The organism is Terriglobus sp. ADX1, assembly GCF_036877645.1.
In the GTDB taxonomy this organism is placed as follows: domain Bacteria; phylum Acidobacteriota; class Terriglobia; order Terriglobales; family Acidobacteriaceae; genus Terriglobus.
On the sequence record NZ_JAEDXV010000008.1, the window covers coordinates 15079 to 30126 of the forward strand.

The 15048-nt window shown below is 55.4% G+C and carries 8 protein-coding genes; 5 read left to right on the forward strand and 3 right to left on the reverse strand.

Going from position 1 to position 15048, the window contains the following annotated elements:
* Positions 1-4 precede the first annotated feature (4 nt).
* Positions 5-1210, reverse strand: a complete 1206-nt coding sequence (locus JAO32_RS07075; protein ID WP_334238906.1) for a hypothetical protein — start codon at positions 1208-1210, stop codon at positions 5-7.
* Positions 1207-2364 carry a hypothetical protein gene (locus tag JAO32_RS07080; protein WP_334238907.1) on the reverse strand — a complete coding sequence of 386 codons (1158 nt, stop codon included), beginning with the start codon at positions 2362-2364 and terminating at the stop codon, positions 1207-1209. Before JAO32_RS07080 ends, JAO32_RS07075 begins: the two co-directional genes overlap by 4 nt.
* Before the next feature lie 51 nt (positions 2365-2415).
* On the opposite strand from JAO32_RS07080, the gene JAO32_RS07085 reads away from it, so the two are divergent.
* The 4 genes from JAO32_RS07085 to JAO32_RS07100 all read left to right on the forward strand — a co-directional run bounded on the left by JAO32_RS07085 (position 2416) and on the right by JAO32_RS07100 (position 11339).
* The gene (locus tag JAO32_RS07085; RefSeq protein ID WP_334238908.1) at positions 2416-3372 is read left to right on the forward strand and encodes a DoxX family protein; all 957 of its coding nucleotides are present in this window, start codon (positions 2416-2418) and stop codon (positions 3370-3372) included.
* Positions 3373-3850: 478 nt separating this feature from the next.
* Positions 3851-5479: a phospholipase C gene (locus JAO32_RS07090; protein ID WP_334238910.1), complete on the forward strand. Its 1629-nt coding sequence runs from the start codon at positions 3851-3853 to the stop codon at positions 5477-5479.
* Positions 5480-5484: 5 nt separating this feature from the next.
* Complete coding sequence (locus tag JAO32_RS07095) at positions 5485-7092, forward strand: multicopper oxidase family protein (protein ID WP_334238912.1); 1608 nt, start codon at positions 5485-5487, stop codon at positions 7090-7092.
* A gap of 779 nt (positions 7093-7871) precedes the next feature.
* The gene (locus JAO32_RS07100; protein WP_334238914.1) at positions 7872-11339 is read left to right on the forward strand and encodes a carboxypeptidase regulatory-like domain-containing protein; all 3468 of its coding nucleotides are present in this window, start codon (positions 7872-7874) and stop codon (positions 11337-11339) included.
* 235 nt (positions 11340-11574) lie between these two features.
* On the opposite strand, the gene JAO32_RS07105 is transcribed toward JAO32_RS07100, so the two are convergent.
* Positions 11575-13197: a glycoside hydrolase family 28 protein gene (locus JAO32_RS07105; protein ID WP_334238916.1), complete on the reverse strand. Its 1623-nt coding sequence runs from the start codon at positions 13195-13197 to the stop codon at positions 11575-11577.
* A 345-nt stretch (positions 13198-13542) separates the two neighbouring features.
* Here JAO32_RS07105 and JAO32_RS07110 point away from each other — a divergent pair, with 345 nt between their 5' ends.
* The gene (locus tag JAO32_RS07110) at positions 13543-14967 is read left to right on the forward strand and encodes a hypothetical protein (protein WP_334238918.1); all 1425 of its coding nucleotides are present in this window, start codon (positions 13543-13545) and stop codon (positions 14965-14967) included.
* The last annotated feature ends 81 nt before the right edge of the window (positions 14968-15048 follow it).

The following is a 15048-nucleotide window of genomic DNA, read 5'->3' on the forward strand; positions in this document are numbered from 1 at the left end:
AGCATCAGACGTACTTTGCGCGAAGTGCCTGCGAGATAGTAAGCGGACGATTGGAGATTGTGTTCGGTTTCGTGCCGGCACTGATCAACACTGCACGCGAACTCCCCTCAGCCCACGCCAATGTGGTGAGGCGTCCCGGTGCGGTAATCCGCTTCATCGCAATCCAGTTATAGAACGCATTCATCTCCGCATCCACCAGTGAACCCTCTGGATCAGGCGTCATAGAATCTGGTTCTTCCACCATCTCGTTCAATCCACGGTGCCGTTGGCGCGGGCCATAACGTAACAGCAGTGTAGTGGGTTGCGCGCGACGCGCCAGTTCCCTTCCAGCCCACTGTACAAACGATGTGCTGAAAATCTGTGTTCCCGACCCCTCAGTGAACAGTTCCGTATAGAAGCGTTGTAGAACAGGATCAGGATTGACGCGTGCGCTAATGGAACCTTGCGTTGGCATTTCGGAAAGACGTGTTCGCATCTGCTCCGCGCCAGACTGACCGCTCTGCAAAATCGATTTCATCTTTGCCAACACGTATCTGCGTAGTGGTGCGAGCTGTTCATAGCTCGTGCTCACAACAGGATCAAAGGAAGCGGGGACATCCCATGCAGTACCGCCATCCATGTACCAGTGTGCATAGGATGCAGGCATCCGTTTTGCGCGATCGGATACTTCCGCCATTATCTGTGTTTTCGCGCTGGCCGCGTCAATTCCTTCAAGCCGAATTCCCTGTCGCGCAAGTTTACGCATCAGTGACGGCCGAGAGACATTCGCCCCTTGTCCCAGCACAATCAACAGCAATCTGTCGGTCGTATCCGTCCGTTCTGGAATGGCTTCAAAGAGAGCTTTCGAGGCCGTATGGAAAGCGTTGATCTGTCCAGAGGACCAGAGCGAGGCAGTAAGCTGCTCGACAAACACACCGGGTGATCGGACCCAGTTCGTTCGTTTAAGTTCTTCTGGCAAAGCAATAGCTTGCAGAGGATTCAGTAATGACGCACGACGTTGCGCCTCCATCGACTCAAGCGAAGCGCATTGCCATTCCAGCGTCTCCCGTTCCACAGGAAAGCGAGTATCGAACGCGATGATCTGCACCAGGAACGATGGACACACGCTCATCGGCAATTCACGCAGCAATGCCAGATGCTTAATAGCGAATGCTTGCGCAAGAGCAGGATATGTTGCAAAGCTCGCAGGCTGCAGATCCGCAGGCGTCATCGCAGTTCCTCAATACAGCGTCCCGGTGTGTCCGTACTGAATCCAAGACGGCATCCAACCGTCGGCACCAGGTCAATCGATTCAATCGGACGCTCCACGACAACGTTCTGCCGAATGTGCGGCCCCATCGCCAATAGCCATGTTGTCCGCGCCATATCGCTGCCGGTACGGTGATGCTGAAATCCATTGCCGGATGGATCATCATCCGCATCGCGTCCAAAGTCCGGCATGATGTACACAGTCGTGCGGTCGCGATATTCAGGGTGCGTTTGCACTGCCTGCCACAACTCCGCGCAGAGACGGTCTGCACGGCGAATAGCATCGATGTAAAGCGAATACGCTCCAGAGTGCGCCACATCCATATCATGCAACGTCAGCATCATCAACGATGGCGCCTGCTGGTCCATCAACCGGCGCGTAATGAATAACGAGAGTTCATCGGCACTGTCGAGCGTCTGCGCATGCTTTACAAAATCCGCTACAGAAAGGCGCAGCGTCGACTCCAACGCCTCCAGGTGCAGCTCTCGATCCTGCGATGTCGACAACACCTGGTACTCCGGCATCTCGTAGTTATCCTGCAACAGATGCTGTAAGTCTGCTCCCGGCGATGTGTTTTGCATGGCAGTACTGAGAAGCCGCTTGGGAAGAATTACACCTGCACCGTACTGTGGTCCAAAGCGCGCATTACTGCTACCGCCGATCTTCTGAAAGCCATTGCTCGGTGCAATCACCCACGTATCCGTAACCGGCCGCTTCAATGCGCGGCGATAGTACTCAAACAAAGTGGGGTTCGGCGGCGGCTGCGCAATGAAGTTGTTAAAGCGCTCGTATACGCCGGTGACGATGCTTGCCGTAGCAACATAGTGCCCAAGGATGCCACCGTTGCGTACCTGAGTAAAAAATGTGCCCTGGGGTAGCAGCCTATGCAGAAGGTTAGGAATGTTCTCCTGCCCTTCTTCCGCAAACGTCTCTTCGTCGCGTGCCCCGCCGCCAAAGGTCACAACGATGGTTTTCTGTGATGGCTGTACAGCAGCTGATAGAGGAGCAGCAAAGCCGCTGCATACAGTACTTGCAGAAAGCGAGCCAATGGCACCGCGCAGGAACTCTCTCCGTGAGGCAGCAATTTGTTGCGGCAGGATCGATCGGCGAAACATGGTCGCAGATAGTATGCTCCGTGAACAGTAGCTTTGCGAAGCCTTTCCTCAATGAGTTTCTACAAGGTAATCAACCATCATCTAATTCAACGAAATTCCAGTTGGCGCGCCCCTCCTCATGCCACGAAAACAAAGAGGGCATATTCAAAAAGCGAAATTGAAGTCTTGCATTTGTCTTTTGCAAAGTCTTCAATGGCTGCAACATCGAGGGGTGCGATGAACCGACAACAGCAGCTTGCCGTAACTGCCTTCGCTCTTGGACTTATGGGCCTTGGCGTTCTCGCCCTCATTTATGGAGACTTTGCCCTTGTCTGGCAGCCCGTTCCGAACTCACTTCCAGGCAGGTCTGCTCTTGCTTACGCATCCGGCCTGCTGATGCTCTTTGGCGGCATTGGCCTGCTCTTCCGAGCCACTGCCGTGTGGTCGGCCCGCATCCTCTTCCCATACCTTTTCATCTGGATGCTTCTCAAAGTTCCTGCTCTGGTCGTGGCTCCCAAGATGGAAGCCGTTTGGCTAGGTTTTGGCGAGATCGCCGTTCTTTTCGCAGGAGGTTGGGTTTTATTCGCCACGCTTGCCGAAACAAACTCTTCGCGTCTCTTCACCTTCGTCTCTGGTGAAAGTGGCATCCGCCTCGCAACAATACTCTTCGGTATCTCATTGATCCCGATCGGACTTTCTCACATCATCTATACCAAGCAGACCGTTGATCTCATCCCGTCGTGGCTGCCCTTCAGAACCGGTTTGGCCTACCTCACCGGCGCAGGACAGATTTGTTGTGGTGTGGGTGTCCTCTTCGCGATTGTCCCACGCTTCGCCGCGATGGTTGAGGGCGGAATGGTGAGCCTATTTGCCATTCTCGTTTGGGCTCCCGCTATTCTCGCCTCACCTAAAACCCGGCTCCCATGGACCGCATTTTTTATTACCTGGTTCTTTGCCTCAAGCGCATGGGTTGTGGCCACACAAGCTCGGTTCAAAGATCGCGCTCACAGTAACGGCATAGTCAGGTAGCTCCCCTGCATCGTCACAACCAAGAACAAATCGTAGATGTCCTGGCTTGGCTACAACAACTTCGTTCACATCCAGCTCGGAAGATTTCATGCTTGATCAGCTTTCTTTCTTCCGGGCTCAGCGTGTTGATCGCCTTTTCAGTTGCCGTAGACGCCGCACACATTAGCGACAAAGCACATGAAATTGATCGAAGCGCCATCGTTCCAAATCCCCGTCTCAAAAGCAGTGCAGATTCTACCCACATGGCTGCAATTGAAGAAAGTCGAAAATATCGATATCCGCTATTGCTTTTCTCGATAAAAGGCATGGCATGTTTTTGCGGCCGAACGGAGTCCAATGCGTCGCAGAGTTGCCCGCGGAGCCAATCGTTGCAAGAATTGGTGTGATTTAGTGACGAACTCTAAAACCATTTGAAAAACGGTTCAGCGGTGGTGATGCTTGGCAACCCCACTATGCCACCACCTTAAAGGAACACCTCATGAAACTATTTCGACCTCTTGAAGCCCTGTCGCTCGTTCTGCCGCTCGCCATGTCCGCCGTTGCGCATGCGGGCGAGGTCAAACCGAAAGAGGCACTGAAGCACATCGTCATCATCTTTCAAGAAAACATCTCTTTCGATCACTACTTCGCAACCTATCCCGTTGCTCTGAATCCCGCGGACGAACCGAAGTTCACAGCTCTTCCAAACACGCCGAAGGTCAACGGCCTCAGCGGCGACCTGCTGACGAAGAACCCCAATTTCCTGAATGAAGCCAATGGAGCAGGCAGGGCGAATCCCTTCCGCCTGCGTCGCGATCAAGCCGCTACCGCGGATCAAAGCCACAGCTATCAACCCGAGCAGCTTGCCTTCAATCACGGCAAAATGGACCTCTTCCCCAAATCCGTTGGGCACCCGGACGGTCCACGCGTTCCCGGTGAGCATCAGGGCATCCCCTCCACCACCGGCCTCACTATGGGCTACTTTGACGGCAACACCGTCACCGCCTATTGGAACTATGCACAGCACTTTGCCATGAGTGATAACAGCTTTGGCGTGCAGTTTGGCCCCTCCACCCCCGGCGCCATCAACCTCATCTCCGGCACCACCAACGGCGTCGTCAACGATCAGAACGCAGGTGGCGACATCATCCCCGACGGCGGTGGTGGGTTCACCATGGTCGAGGATCCGCTGCCCTTCGGCGATGCATGCGCCAGCACGAACGATGCACTCGTCCACATGACCGGTCGTAACATCGGCGACATGCTCAATGAGCGCGGTATCTCATGGGGCTTCTTTCAGGGCGGTTTCGATCTTACCGCGGTGAACGCCAACGGCTCCACTGGCTGCCGCCGCAGCAACACCAGCGCAGCCAAACTGCTCAAGCGTGATTATCTGCCGCACCACGAGCCCTTCCAGTACTACAAGTCCACAGCCAACCCGGATCACGTTCGTCCCACCAGCCTCGCCACCATCGGCAAGCAGGAAGACGGCAAGGCCAACCACCAGTACGACTCGCACGACTTCTTCGACGCCATCAAGTCCGGCAACTTCCCCGCCGTCAGCTTCATCAAGGCGCCTGCCTATCAGGATGGTCACGCAGGCTACAGCAGCCCGCTCGATGAACAGAAGTTCGTCGTCAGCGTTATCAATGCTATTCAGCAATTGCCGGAGTGGAAGAACACGGCCATCATCATTGCGTATGACGACTCTGACGGCTGGTATGACCATGTCAAAGGCCCCACGCGTTACGGCTCCGCCACACCGCTGGACAACCTGGATGGCACCGGAAAATGCGGCGATCCCGAAACAGCGCTGCCCGGCGTGAACTCCAACACCAAGCACGCCTACGGACGCTGCGGATACGGGCCACGGCTTCCTCTGCTCGTTATCTCACCATGGGCCAAGGCCAACTTCGTGGACCACACGCTCACCGATCAGGCATCCATCATGCACCTCATCGAAGACACCTTCCTTGACGGTAAGCGCCTCGGTGGCGGCTCGTATGACGCAACCTCCGGCTCGCTGAACAACATGTTCGACTTCCGCAAGAAGAAGCCGCAGAATCATCGCCAGGTATTGCTCAACGAAGATACAGGCGAAGTTACCTCGATCAATAAGTTGAAGTAAGCATTGTGAACTGGACACGCAGACGATTTCTCAACTCCGCCGCGCTCTCAACGGGTGCGCTGGTGTCGTCGCGTGCCCTCACGCAGATGCAGATGAAGCATGAAGTGGTTCACGGCGTTCACACTATCGACGCCACAAAGCTCACGCCCTTCATCGATCCACTACCGCTGCCGATCCTACAAACACCGCAGGGCACGCGCACATCCGCACAGCACAACGCGACAGACGCACCGTACTACAAAGTCTCAGTACATGCGATCACGGACAAGCTCCACCGTGACCTTCCGCCGACACAACTTTGGAGTTACAACGGCACATCGTCTGCGCCTATCCTCTTCGACGTGCGCAGCCATCAAGGCGTACTCATTGACTGGGTCAACAGCCTTCCCGCGCAACACATCCTCAACATCCATACCAAGAGTATGGATATGCATGACCTGCACGATACTCCCGAAACGCGCATCTCCACGCATGTCCACGGCGCGCGCGTTCCATCCATCAGCGACGGCTATCCCGACGACTGGTTCGGCCCCGGCAAACACCGACTTAACTACTATCCCAACGGGCAGGACGCTACCGCGCTCTGGTTTCACGACCACGCCATGGGCAATTCGCGTTTCAACATCTTCGCTGGACTCATGGGCCACTACATCATCCGGGACGAAGTAGAAAACAAACTCAATCTGCCATCCGGTAAATATGAGTTGCCACTGCTCCTCTACGATCGCAGCTTCACCCCACAGGGCCAGCTCTACTATCCCAATCCACCCGACGAAGGCGCATGGGCGCAGGAATATCTCGGCGATGCAATGCTCGTCAACGGAAAGGTCACGCCCTTCCACGAAGTCGAGCCGCGCAAGTATCGCCTGCGCATCGTCAACTCCGCCAACTCGCGCTTCTTCGCCATCACCTTCTCAAACGAACAGAGCTTCCACGTCATCGGCTCAGATCAGGGCCTGCTCGCAGCGCCCGTCGAACGCACACGCGTCGTTATCGCACCGTCAGAACGTACAGACATCGTCGTTGACTTCACCAATGCACGCGGGCAGAACATTCAGATGATGAGCGACCGCATCCCGCTCATGCAGTTCCGCATCAGCAGCGCCAAAGTAGAAGATACCAGCAGCCTCCCAGCAACGCTGCGTCCTGCGCCACGCGTGCCCGAAGGCGATTCCATCCGCACACGCGAGATGACGCTCAACCAGTTCGACAGCGACACCGGCGAAGCCATGGTCATGCTGCTCAATCGCAAGCACTGGGCTGATCCTGTCACTGAAATCGTCAAGCTCGACACCACGGAGGTCTGGTCACTCATCAACCTCACAGAAGACGCGCACCCCATTCATCTACATCTGGTGCGCTTCCAGGTCCTCGACCGCCAAAGCCTAGCCCAATACGAATATCTGGCCAACGATAAAATCCTGCCCACTGGCCCACGCACACTACCAGACCCGCACGAGCTCGGCTGGAAAGACGTGGTGCAGTGCCCGCCCTACAGCATCACCCGGATCATCGTCCCCTTCTACGGCTACACTGGCCGCTACGTCTGGCACTGTCACATCCTCGAACACGAAGCAAACGACATGATGCGGCCCTACCAGGTCATAGCGTAAGTTAGGCGACAGAAAAGTACGCTTAGCGCACCAAACAGTGTTCTTGGTCCTTTAAGACAATGACGGTCGTGAGAACAGAGCGCACTTAGAGCGCAGCGCGCTCTGTCTTTACACTCACATCAAATAACACTTGGCCCCACTGCGTTCCCCACACGCTGCAGTGCGGCTTGCTCCTCTGACCCCGACTCAGTCCACGTCATCAATCGCAAAGCGTTCCACGGCACTGCGCTTTGTACGCACAATAAGTTCTCAAGGTTCATCCCCAGCACTTCCGTGCGCAGCAGTTCCGTCCCTCCTTGCAATGGCAGCATCGTTCGAATCCGAGGCTCCTTCATCTTGACGGGCCATCCCCACGTCGATGGCAACGAGTAGGTCTAGGCTGTGCTGATCTGCACGAGCATGGGCACTCCGCAATGGCCTTGGCAACATGAGCCGCAACCTTCGATTGGTAGCAAGTTGGGTCCGTGCAGGAATCGGGCTTGCCGCCGATATCCGAAGCAGAAGCTTGTTGCGCTTGGGGTCATCGCAACATCCACTCGTATGCATAACAAACTAATTCAGTTACTAGAAGCCTTACCGTAAAACACTGTGTCACACCATGCGACAAACGCAAAAAACACGTATCAAGGCTCGTCACTGTTGCACCGGATAAAAAGGTTTCGAGATATCTCGTGAGCAAGGGTTCAACCGCTACTTTCCGCTCGACAAATCAGCAGCAGGGACACTTGAGCGGACGAAAGCTCCGCATGAGCAACAACGCGTTTTCTTTGGAGGCAGTAATGATTCGCTACAAAATGGCAAAGGCTCCCTTTGGCATAATGCTCGCACTGACGTCCTCAGTGCTCTCACACTCTCTGTCGGCCCAGGCTGTGACCGCGACTCTCGTGGGAACTGTCGTCGATCAGAACGGCGCAAGAGTACCGGGGGCCAAGATTGTTGCTACCGCGGTTGCCACCGGACAGACGCGCAATGTGACCAGCAACGAAAGTGGTAACTACAGTATTCCGGACATCACGCCAGGGTCGTACACGGTCGCCATTGAGGCCACCGGCTTCGTCCGGCAATCCCGCACAGGCGTGGACGTCATTGTGGATACCACCTCCCGAGTCGACTTTCAATTGGCGATTGGCGATGTCTCCCAGGAGATCACCGTAACCACGGCGCCTCCATTGCTTCAGACCGACCGGGGCGATGTGTCAACGAAGCTGGAAGCCGAGAAATTCGAAAATCTGCCGATGGGGAACAACCGGAACTTTCAGGTTCTCTTAAACCTGATCCCGGGCACGACGCCCGCAGTCGTGAACAATTCGGCGTTTTTCAATGCCGCAGGAACCCTACAGACCAACGTCAACGGAACGCCGATTATGGGCAACGTGTACCAGATCGAAGGCGTTGACGACGAACAGCGGACCGGGACCAACCAGATTCTGATTCCACCTGCCGACGCGATTGCGACAGTGGATGTCGCGACAAACAATTACGAAGCCGAACTCGGACGCGCCATAGGGGCTGTGACCAACGTCACGCTGAAATCGGGATCTAACCGTTTTCACGGAAGCGCCTCAGAGTACCTTCAGAACAGCTTCTTCAATGCGAAGAGTTACTTCAACACTACGGGGCCAGTCGCGCATGTCGCTTACAACTACTTCGGTGGGACGATAGGCGGACCGATCATCCGCGACAAGCTCTTCTTTTTCTTCGACTACTTTCGCACGTCCGATCACGAAGCCAATTCGAATACGGTCACAATTCCCTTCAAGAGCGCCTCCACATGCGTGAACGGCTTCATCGACCTGAGCGCAGGACTGGTGGCGCCTGCGACCGGTGGAATGTACGGGAAGGGTCAGATTTTCGATCCTACAACCGGAAATCCATCAACTGGAGCTGGTCGTACACCGTTCGCCAACAACCGGATTCCATGCAACCGGGTGAATCCGGTGGCACTCAATATCCTGAATCTTCTCCCTGCTCCCAATCAAAACCTGAACACCACTGCGGCGCCCACAAACAACTACTTCGCAACGCTTCCTTTTCAAAAGACAGCCGACACATACGACGGAAAGGTCGACTACCAGTTCTCGCCAAAGGATCACTTCTCGTATCGATATGAGCTTCAGCACGATACTGTGTTTCAACAACCTATCTTTGGAGCGGCTGGAGGCGGCGCAGCGAATGGAGCCTTCGCAGGCACCGGCATCCAGAACGCCTACTCGACTGGCCTGAACTACGACCGTGCATTTTCAGCAAATCTTCTGACCGAGGTGCGCGTCGGCGTTGCTCACAACCGCAATGTCGCGAATCCATCGGATTACGGAACGTCAGATGCGACGGCGCTGGGGGTACCCGGAGTAAACATCGCAGGCAATCCATTTACGAGTGGACAGGTCGGAATCGCACTTGGCGGCTTCAGTTCGCCTCTGATTGGTTACTCGGCGTCGATGCCTTGGGTCCGCGGAGAAACGAACATCGACCTCGTAAACCACTGGACACTGATTCGAGGGAATCACACCTTCAAAGCTGGCGCTGATGTCCGGCGTGTGCGCGATGCCCTTCTCCAGGGACAAACGTTCAGCCCGCGCGGAGTTTACAACTTCGGGGAAAATCAGACCTCCACAGTCGGAGCAACCACGAACTTTTCGAACGACCTCGCCTCACTCCTGCTTGATACACCGTCTTCCGCTGGACGTGACCTTTTCACGTACAGTCCGCAATACAGACAATGGTGGATATTCTCTTTTATCGGCGACAAATGGCAGGCGAGCAAGAAGTTGACGCTCGACTATGGCGTCAGGTGGGAGCTGTACCCGCCCGCAACCCCGGCAGTAAATGGTGGACTCTCAAACTACGATCCGGTTCACCATCAACTTGTGATTGCCGGGATTGGTGGTAATCCCTACAACCTTGGATTGCAAAACCGCTTCAACTACTTCGCGCCCAGAACGGGCTTCGCCTATCGTTTCTCTGAAGGAACCGTTTTCCGTGGAGGCTATGGCATCAGCTATACGCCGGTTCCGGACAATAACTTTGCCTATAACTATCCAATCCGAGCAAACAATTCCTATAACACCCCGGGAAATAACTCGACTTATGGAACTGCTGTGCTGGCGGACGGCATAACCGCTGCCACCTTCCAGGCAGGGTTTCCAGCACCGGTAGCGGTACCTGTGCCGTCGAATGGAATTATCCCGGTGACAGCCGGCTCGACTCTTTCGTCCTCCGCGTTTTCGTACATTCCGTCGAACTACCACAACCCTTACATTCATACCTTCAACTTGGCCATTCAACAGGCGCTCCCGCAGAACTTCTCGCTGACGATCGCATTTGTTGGTAATCATGGCTCTCGCATTTCAACGGGTCAGAACATTAACCTGCCCTCCGTGTTCGGCGGCGGCAACGCAAGCCTGCCTGACTACACGGCCGTTGATGTCACCACCGGCGCGCAGTACAAGAGGACGGCCGCGACGACTCAGTATTATCTTGGCAATTCAACCAACTACGAAGCTCTTCAGGCCCAGTTAAACCGACGCCTTACCAAGGGCTTTTCCTCAACGTCGGCATTCACCTGGGGCAAGGGTCTGGGCTATCAAAGCTCGAATGACGGTGGTCTGACGTTCTGGATCCAAAAGCGCAGGAACTACGCTCCGAATGATTTTGATCGCCGGCTCAACTTTGAACAATCCTTCACCTATGAATTACCGATCGGTCCGGGGAAAGCATTTCTCTCTCATGGTGTTATCGGTCGCGCCATCGGCGGTTTCAAAGTCTCCGGCGTTGTCTCGATCGTTTCCGGAACTCCGTTCACTGTGACCGCCAACAATAATCTCAACACGCCTGGAGAAACTCAGACAGCAAATCTGGTTGGACCCTATCGCGTTCTTCATGGCACTGGCGCAAACAATCAATGGTTTGACCCAGCGGCATTCGGACAGCCCACGGGTTGCACGACAATTTGCACGCCTGTGGTCGGGGCCAACGTCGGGAACACGGGTCGCAACGCATACTATGGCCCAGGATATGTACAGAACAATGTCTCCGTATTCAAGACGTATCCGATCGTAGAGGGATCTTCTCTGGAGATTCGCGCTGACGTTCTTCAGTTGAGCAATACTCCGCAGTTCGCGAACCCTTCTGCGAGCATCACGAGTTCCACATTCGGGAAGATCACAAGCGTTATCGGGAGCGGAACCGGAGTCAATGGGACCGGAGGAGGCCGCTCCATGCAACTCGCCGCGATCTTCAGGTTCTGATCACAAAAGATAGACTGCTCACATAGCAAATCAGCCCGTGGTCGATGACTTCGACCACGGGCTGATTTGCATTCATCGTGCCGGAATACGTTCAGATCTGCACGTTTCTTGCGCAGCGGATATCATGAAGGAATAGCGGGGTCACTACAAGGCTAGGATAAAAATCGATCGTCGAGGTGTCGACGTTTCATTACTTCCTTTCCAGGCGTGTCCCGTGGCAAGGATCCAATCCAGGTCAGCTTGAGGCGACGATGTTGTATTCGCCGCGCACCGTGTGGGAGTCGCCCTCAGCCATGGCTGCGCTTCCTCGTAGATCCGAACCTGAAACGAGAATGTTGCTTGACGATGTCGCATTGAGAAGTGCCCGCGAACCACTCGCAGCTTTCGCCTGTGAGATCCATGCTCCGTTCACGTTCTTGAGGTGCAGCATCGGTTCTCCCTTGCTGGCCAGAGTTGATTGCACGCCGTCGCATCGAAGATCCTGCACATCGTCAAACATCAGAGTGGGCCGCCACTCATCTGCGGGTGCGGAAAACGCGACGTCGCGCATGGATAATCCGTGCACATGCCGAACATACAAGCCGCTGGCAGGCAGCCATCCAAACATTCGCGATTGCGGATACGCTGCGGGAACTTCAGGCACCGGATCGGCTACCCATTCCGGCTTTCCAGACATGACAGTCGCGATCCGAATATCCGAAAGCCGAACGTCCTCAACCGGCATACCGGGCAGCCCAGTAATCGAACTGGTAACGGTGGCGTCAGTGGCATGCACCCCTTCGACCAAAACTCCCCGTAGGCCGTTCTGAGGTGTGACATTGTCTGTATGTCGCGTGCCTCGACGGATACAGATAGGCGCGCGAACGCGGCGCATCTGGATGCCGCTGATGACCACGCCATCTACCCAGCCGCCATCAACTGCGCTCAACTGAATGCCGGCAATGACACGGGACGCTAAGGGAACATCGTCGTTATAAATAACGGAGTTGGAGAACGTAATGTTTTCAAACCCACCGAACGTAGTTGTTCCGAATTTGAAACCGTTGCAGCAGCCGGTGAGAATGCAGTTGGTGACGACAATGTTCCTGGATAAACGAGCCGGAGTGCCGTTGAGCGGTTCGCTCTTAAGGCAGATCGCATCGTCTCCCGTTTCAATAATGCAGTCCGAAATCACGAGGTCCTGACATCCGGTGGGATCAATGCCATCGGTATTCGGACCGAAAACCGGGTTCTTGATGACTATGCCGCGAACCTGCACGCGATCACAGTTGAACGGTCGGAGAGTCCATGCAGGAGCGTTGCAGAGAAAAACATCAGAGATGTGGACGTCCGTGCAACTCTCGAACTCCACCATAGGCGATGGATGAGTTGGTGTGTGCGTCCAGTCCAGATGGATCGCATCGCTCCAAAGTTTGTCCTCGGCAACGGGCGGTCGATTGGTACGCACCCAGAACGCAGGGCCGTTGCCGTCGATGGTCCCGGGGCCGGCGAGTCCGACGTTCTTCGCCCCAGAAGCAAAGATAAGATGGTGAGGCTGATAATCAGCCATGTTGCCGCTACCCAGGATCGTGGCACCTGCCTCGAGATATAGGGTCACGTTGGATTTGAGCACGACAGTGCCGCAGAGATACGTCCCCGGGCCCAGATACACAATGCCACCGCCGGCTGAAGTGCAGGCATCAATGGCGCGCTGAAGCGATAGCGTGTCTTTCGTGCGGCCATCGCCGGTAGCACCGAACGTCCGCGGATCGAAGATCGCGGGACGTGTTCCATCAACTCGTGGTGCGTATGTGCTGGCCCGTCCGAGCGTCGAAATTCCGAGGCTCGCCACGGCGGCAATCATTTCTCTGCGATCCATACGAAAGTGTTTCCTTAGAAGCGAGTAGTTGCAATTGGCGGAGACTGCGAGGTGGAGAAATCTTTAATGCTACAGAGTCTCGAGAAAAATATCGCGGTGCGGACCCTTCTCACAGACAAGAGCGGCCGCACCGCGTGGCCAACTGGATCATCCACTACGGTCTAATAACAAAGGTGGATTACCAGCTAATGACGTCCCTTGATATGCCTTTCAAACCACCGCTGAGAATGTGTGACACAGTGTCTTTACCGTAAGGGGAGGGCTAATTCACTCATTTCAATGGAGAAGCACGGCTTCTACGTGAACCCGCGTGCGGCGTATAATTCGGGCGTGTTACCACACCCCATGCATGCTGGAGCCAGCGATCCGCCTCTCACAGATTGGGAGGAAGATGCCATATCTGCTGATGCGATTCAGGCGGAGGTGCGCCGAATCCTCGCGAGCCGTCACTTCCGTACGAGCCGCCGCGGAAAAGAGTTCCTGAAGTATGTCGTAGACGAGACGCTGGACGGAAATGGTCATCTGCTGAAGGAACGCCTGATCGGCACCAATCTGTTCGGCAGGAAGCCTGACTACGGGACCGGCGAAGATCCGGTCGTGCGTGTACAAGCGGGCGACGTCCGTCGACGACTGGAGAGCTACAACTCCGAAGCCGACGCAGATTCCGAAGTCATGATTCGAATCCCCGTTGGGTCATATGCTCCTGAGTTTCTCAGGCGGAAGGTAATTCCTACTCCGAAGACTGAACTGGAAGGCTCGGATCCAGTAACGTCTGCAACCGGTGAACCTTCGGAAGCCAGTTCGGGTAGTTCAGATCACCACTTAGCTGAGATAGACATTGCCCCCGGATCGACGATTCCTACACAACAGGAAGAGGAGGCCAAGGTCGGTCCCGCGTCGGAGGATTGGCGGGCACGCCACACGGGACGAGCAATGTATGCCTGGTTCGCAGTCGCCGTCCTTGCTGTCGCCACCGTCCTGGCGTTTCTTATCACAGCGCATATTCGACAGTCTCCAGAGGGAATGGCTCGAGCTTTTTGGGCACCTGCAGCTTCGCCGAAACCTGTGCTGATATGTCTGCCGCGGCCAATCGTATATAGACCATCCGCGAAGCTGTACGACGAGTATGCCGCAAACCATCCCGGCACCTTCCTTACGCGAGAATCACGTCGCGACCAGGTGTTGCCCCTCACTCCGACGGATCAGATTCGATGGGGCGATATGCAACCCGTACGCAACTCAGGGCCAGGTATCGGTGCCGTAGTTGCGGCAGTGAAGATCGGCAAGTTGCTGTCCGAGCAAGGCATTCGGTTCGAGCTGCGCTTTGGAGAGGAAGCAACATACGCCGATATGCGTGACTCCCCCGTTGTTCTGGTGGGCGGCATCAATACGGAGTGGGCAACACAGCTAACCTCAGGAGCTGCCTTCATCTTTGACGAGTCACTCAGCTCGCCCAGCATCCACGAGACGGCGGGACTGAAGCGGGTCTGGAAGATGGAGAGCAGCAACGGCACGATTACACGCGACTTCGGTGTGATCACGCGGCAGTCATCGGGAAAGACTGGTCAGTTTCTGGTCCAAGTTGCCGGCTTGTCCCACTTCGGCACGCAGGCGGCTAGCGAATTTTTGGCCAACAAGAAAGAATTCTCCGCCGCGCTGCATAGCCGAGCCATGTCTCTACAAGAAAAGAATCTGCAGATTGTTGTCTCCACCGAGATAACAGCAGGCCGGGCTGGTCCGCCGCATGTTGAAGCGGCGAAATCCTGGTGACGTTGCATGCTTCTGAGAAACAACGGGGTAATGACAGGTCTTACCGTAAGACACGGTGTGACACTTGCCAGTGATTCACTC

Excerpts from the sequence above, each read along its gene's own strand:
- JAO32_RS07075 (WP_334238906.1), bottom strand. The coding sequence starts at position 1,210 with ATGACGCCTGCGGATCTGCAGCCTGCGAGCTTTGCAACATATCCTGCT.
- JAO32_RS07080 (WP_334238907.1), bottom strand. The coding sequence starts at position 2,364 with ATGTTTCGCCGATCGATCCTGCCGCAACAAATTGCTGCCTCACGGAGA.
- JAO32_RS07085 (WP_334238908.1), top strand. The coding sequence starts at position 2,416 with ATGAGTTTCTACAAGGTAATCAACCATCATCTAATTCAACGAAATTCC.
- JAO32_RS07090 (WP_334238910.1), top strand. The coding sequence starts at position 3,851 with ATGAAACTATTTCGACCTCTTGAAGCCCTGTCGCTCGTTCTGCCGCTC.
- JAO32_RS07100 (WP_334238914.1), top strand. The coding sequence starts at position 7,872 with ATGATTCGCTACAAAATGGCAAAGGCTCCCTTTGGCATAATGCTCGCA.
- JAO32_RS07105 (WP_334238916.1), bottom strand. The coding sequence starts at position 13,197 with ATGGATCGCAGAGAAATGATTGCCGCCGTGGCGAGCCTCGGAATTTCG.
- JAO32_RS07110 (WP_334238918.1), top strand. The coding sequence starts at position 13,543 with ATGCATGCTGGAGCCAGCGATCCGCCTCTCACAGATTGGGAGGAAGAT.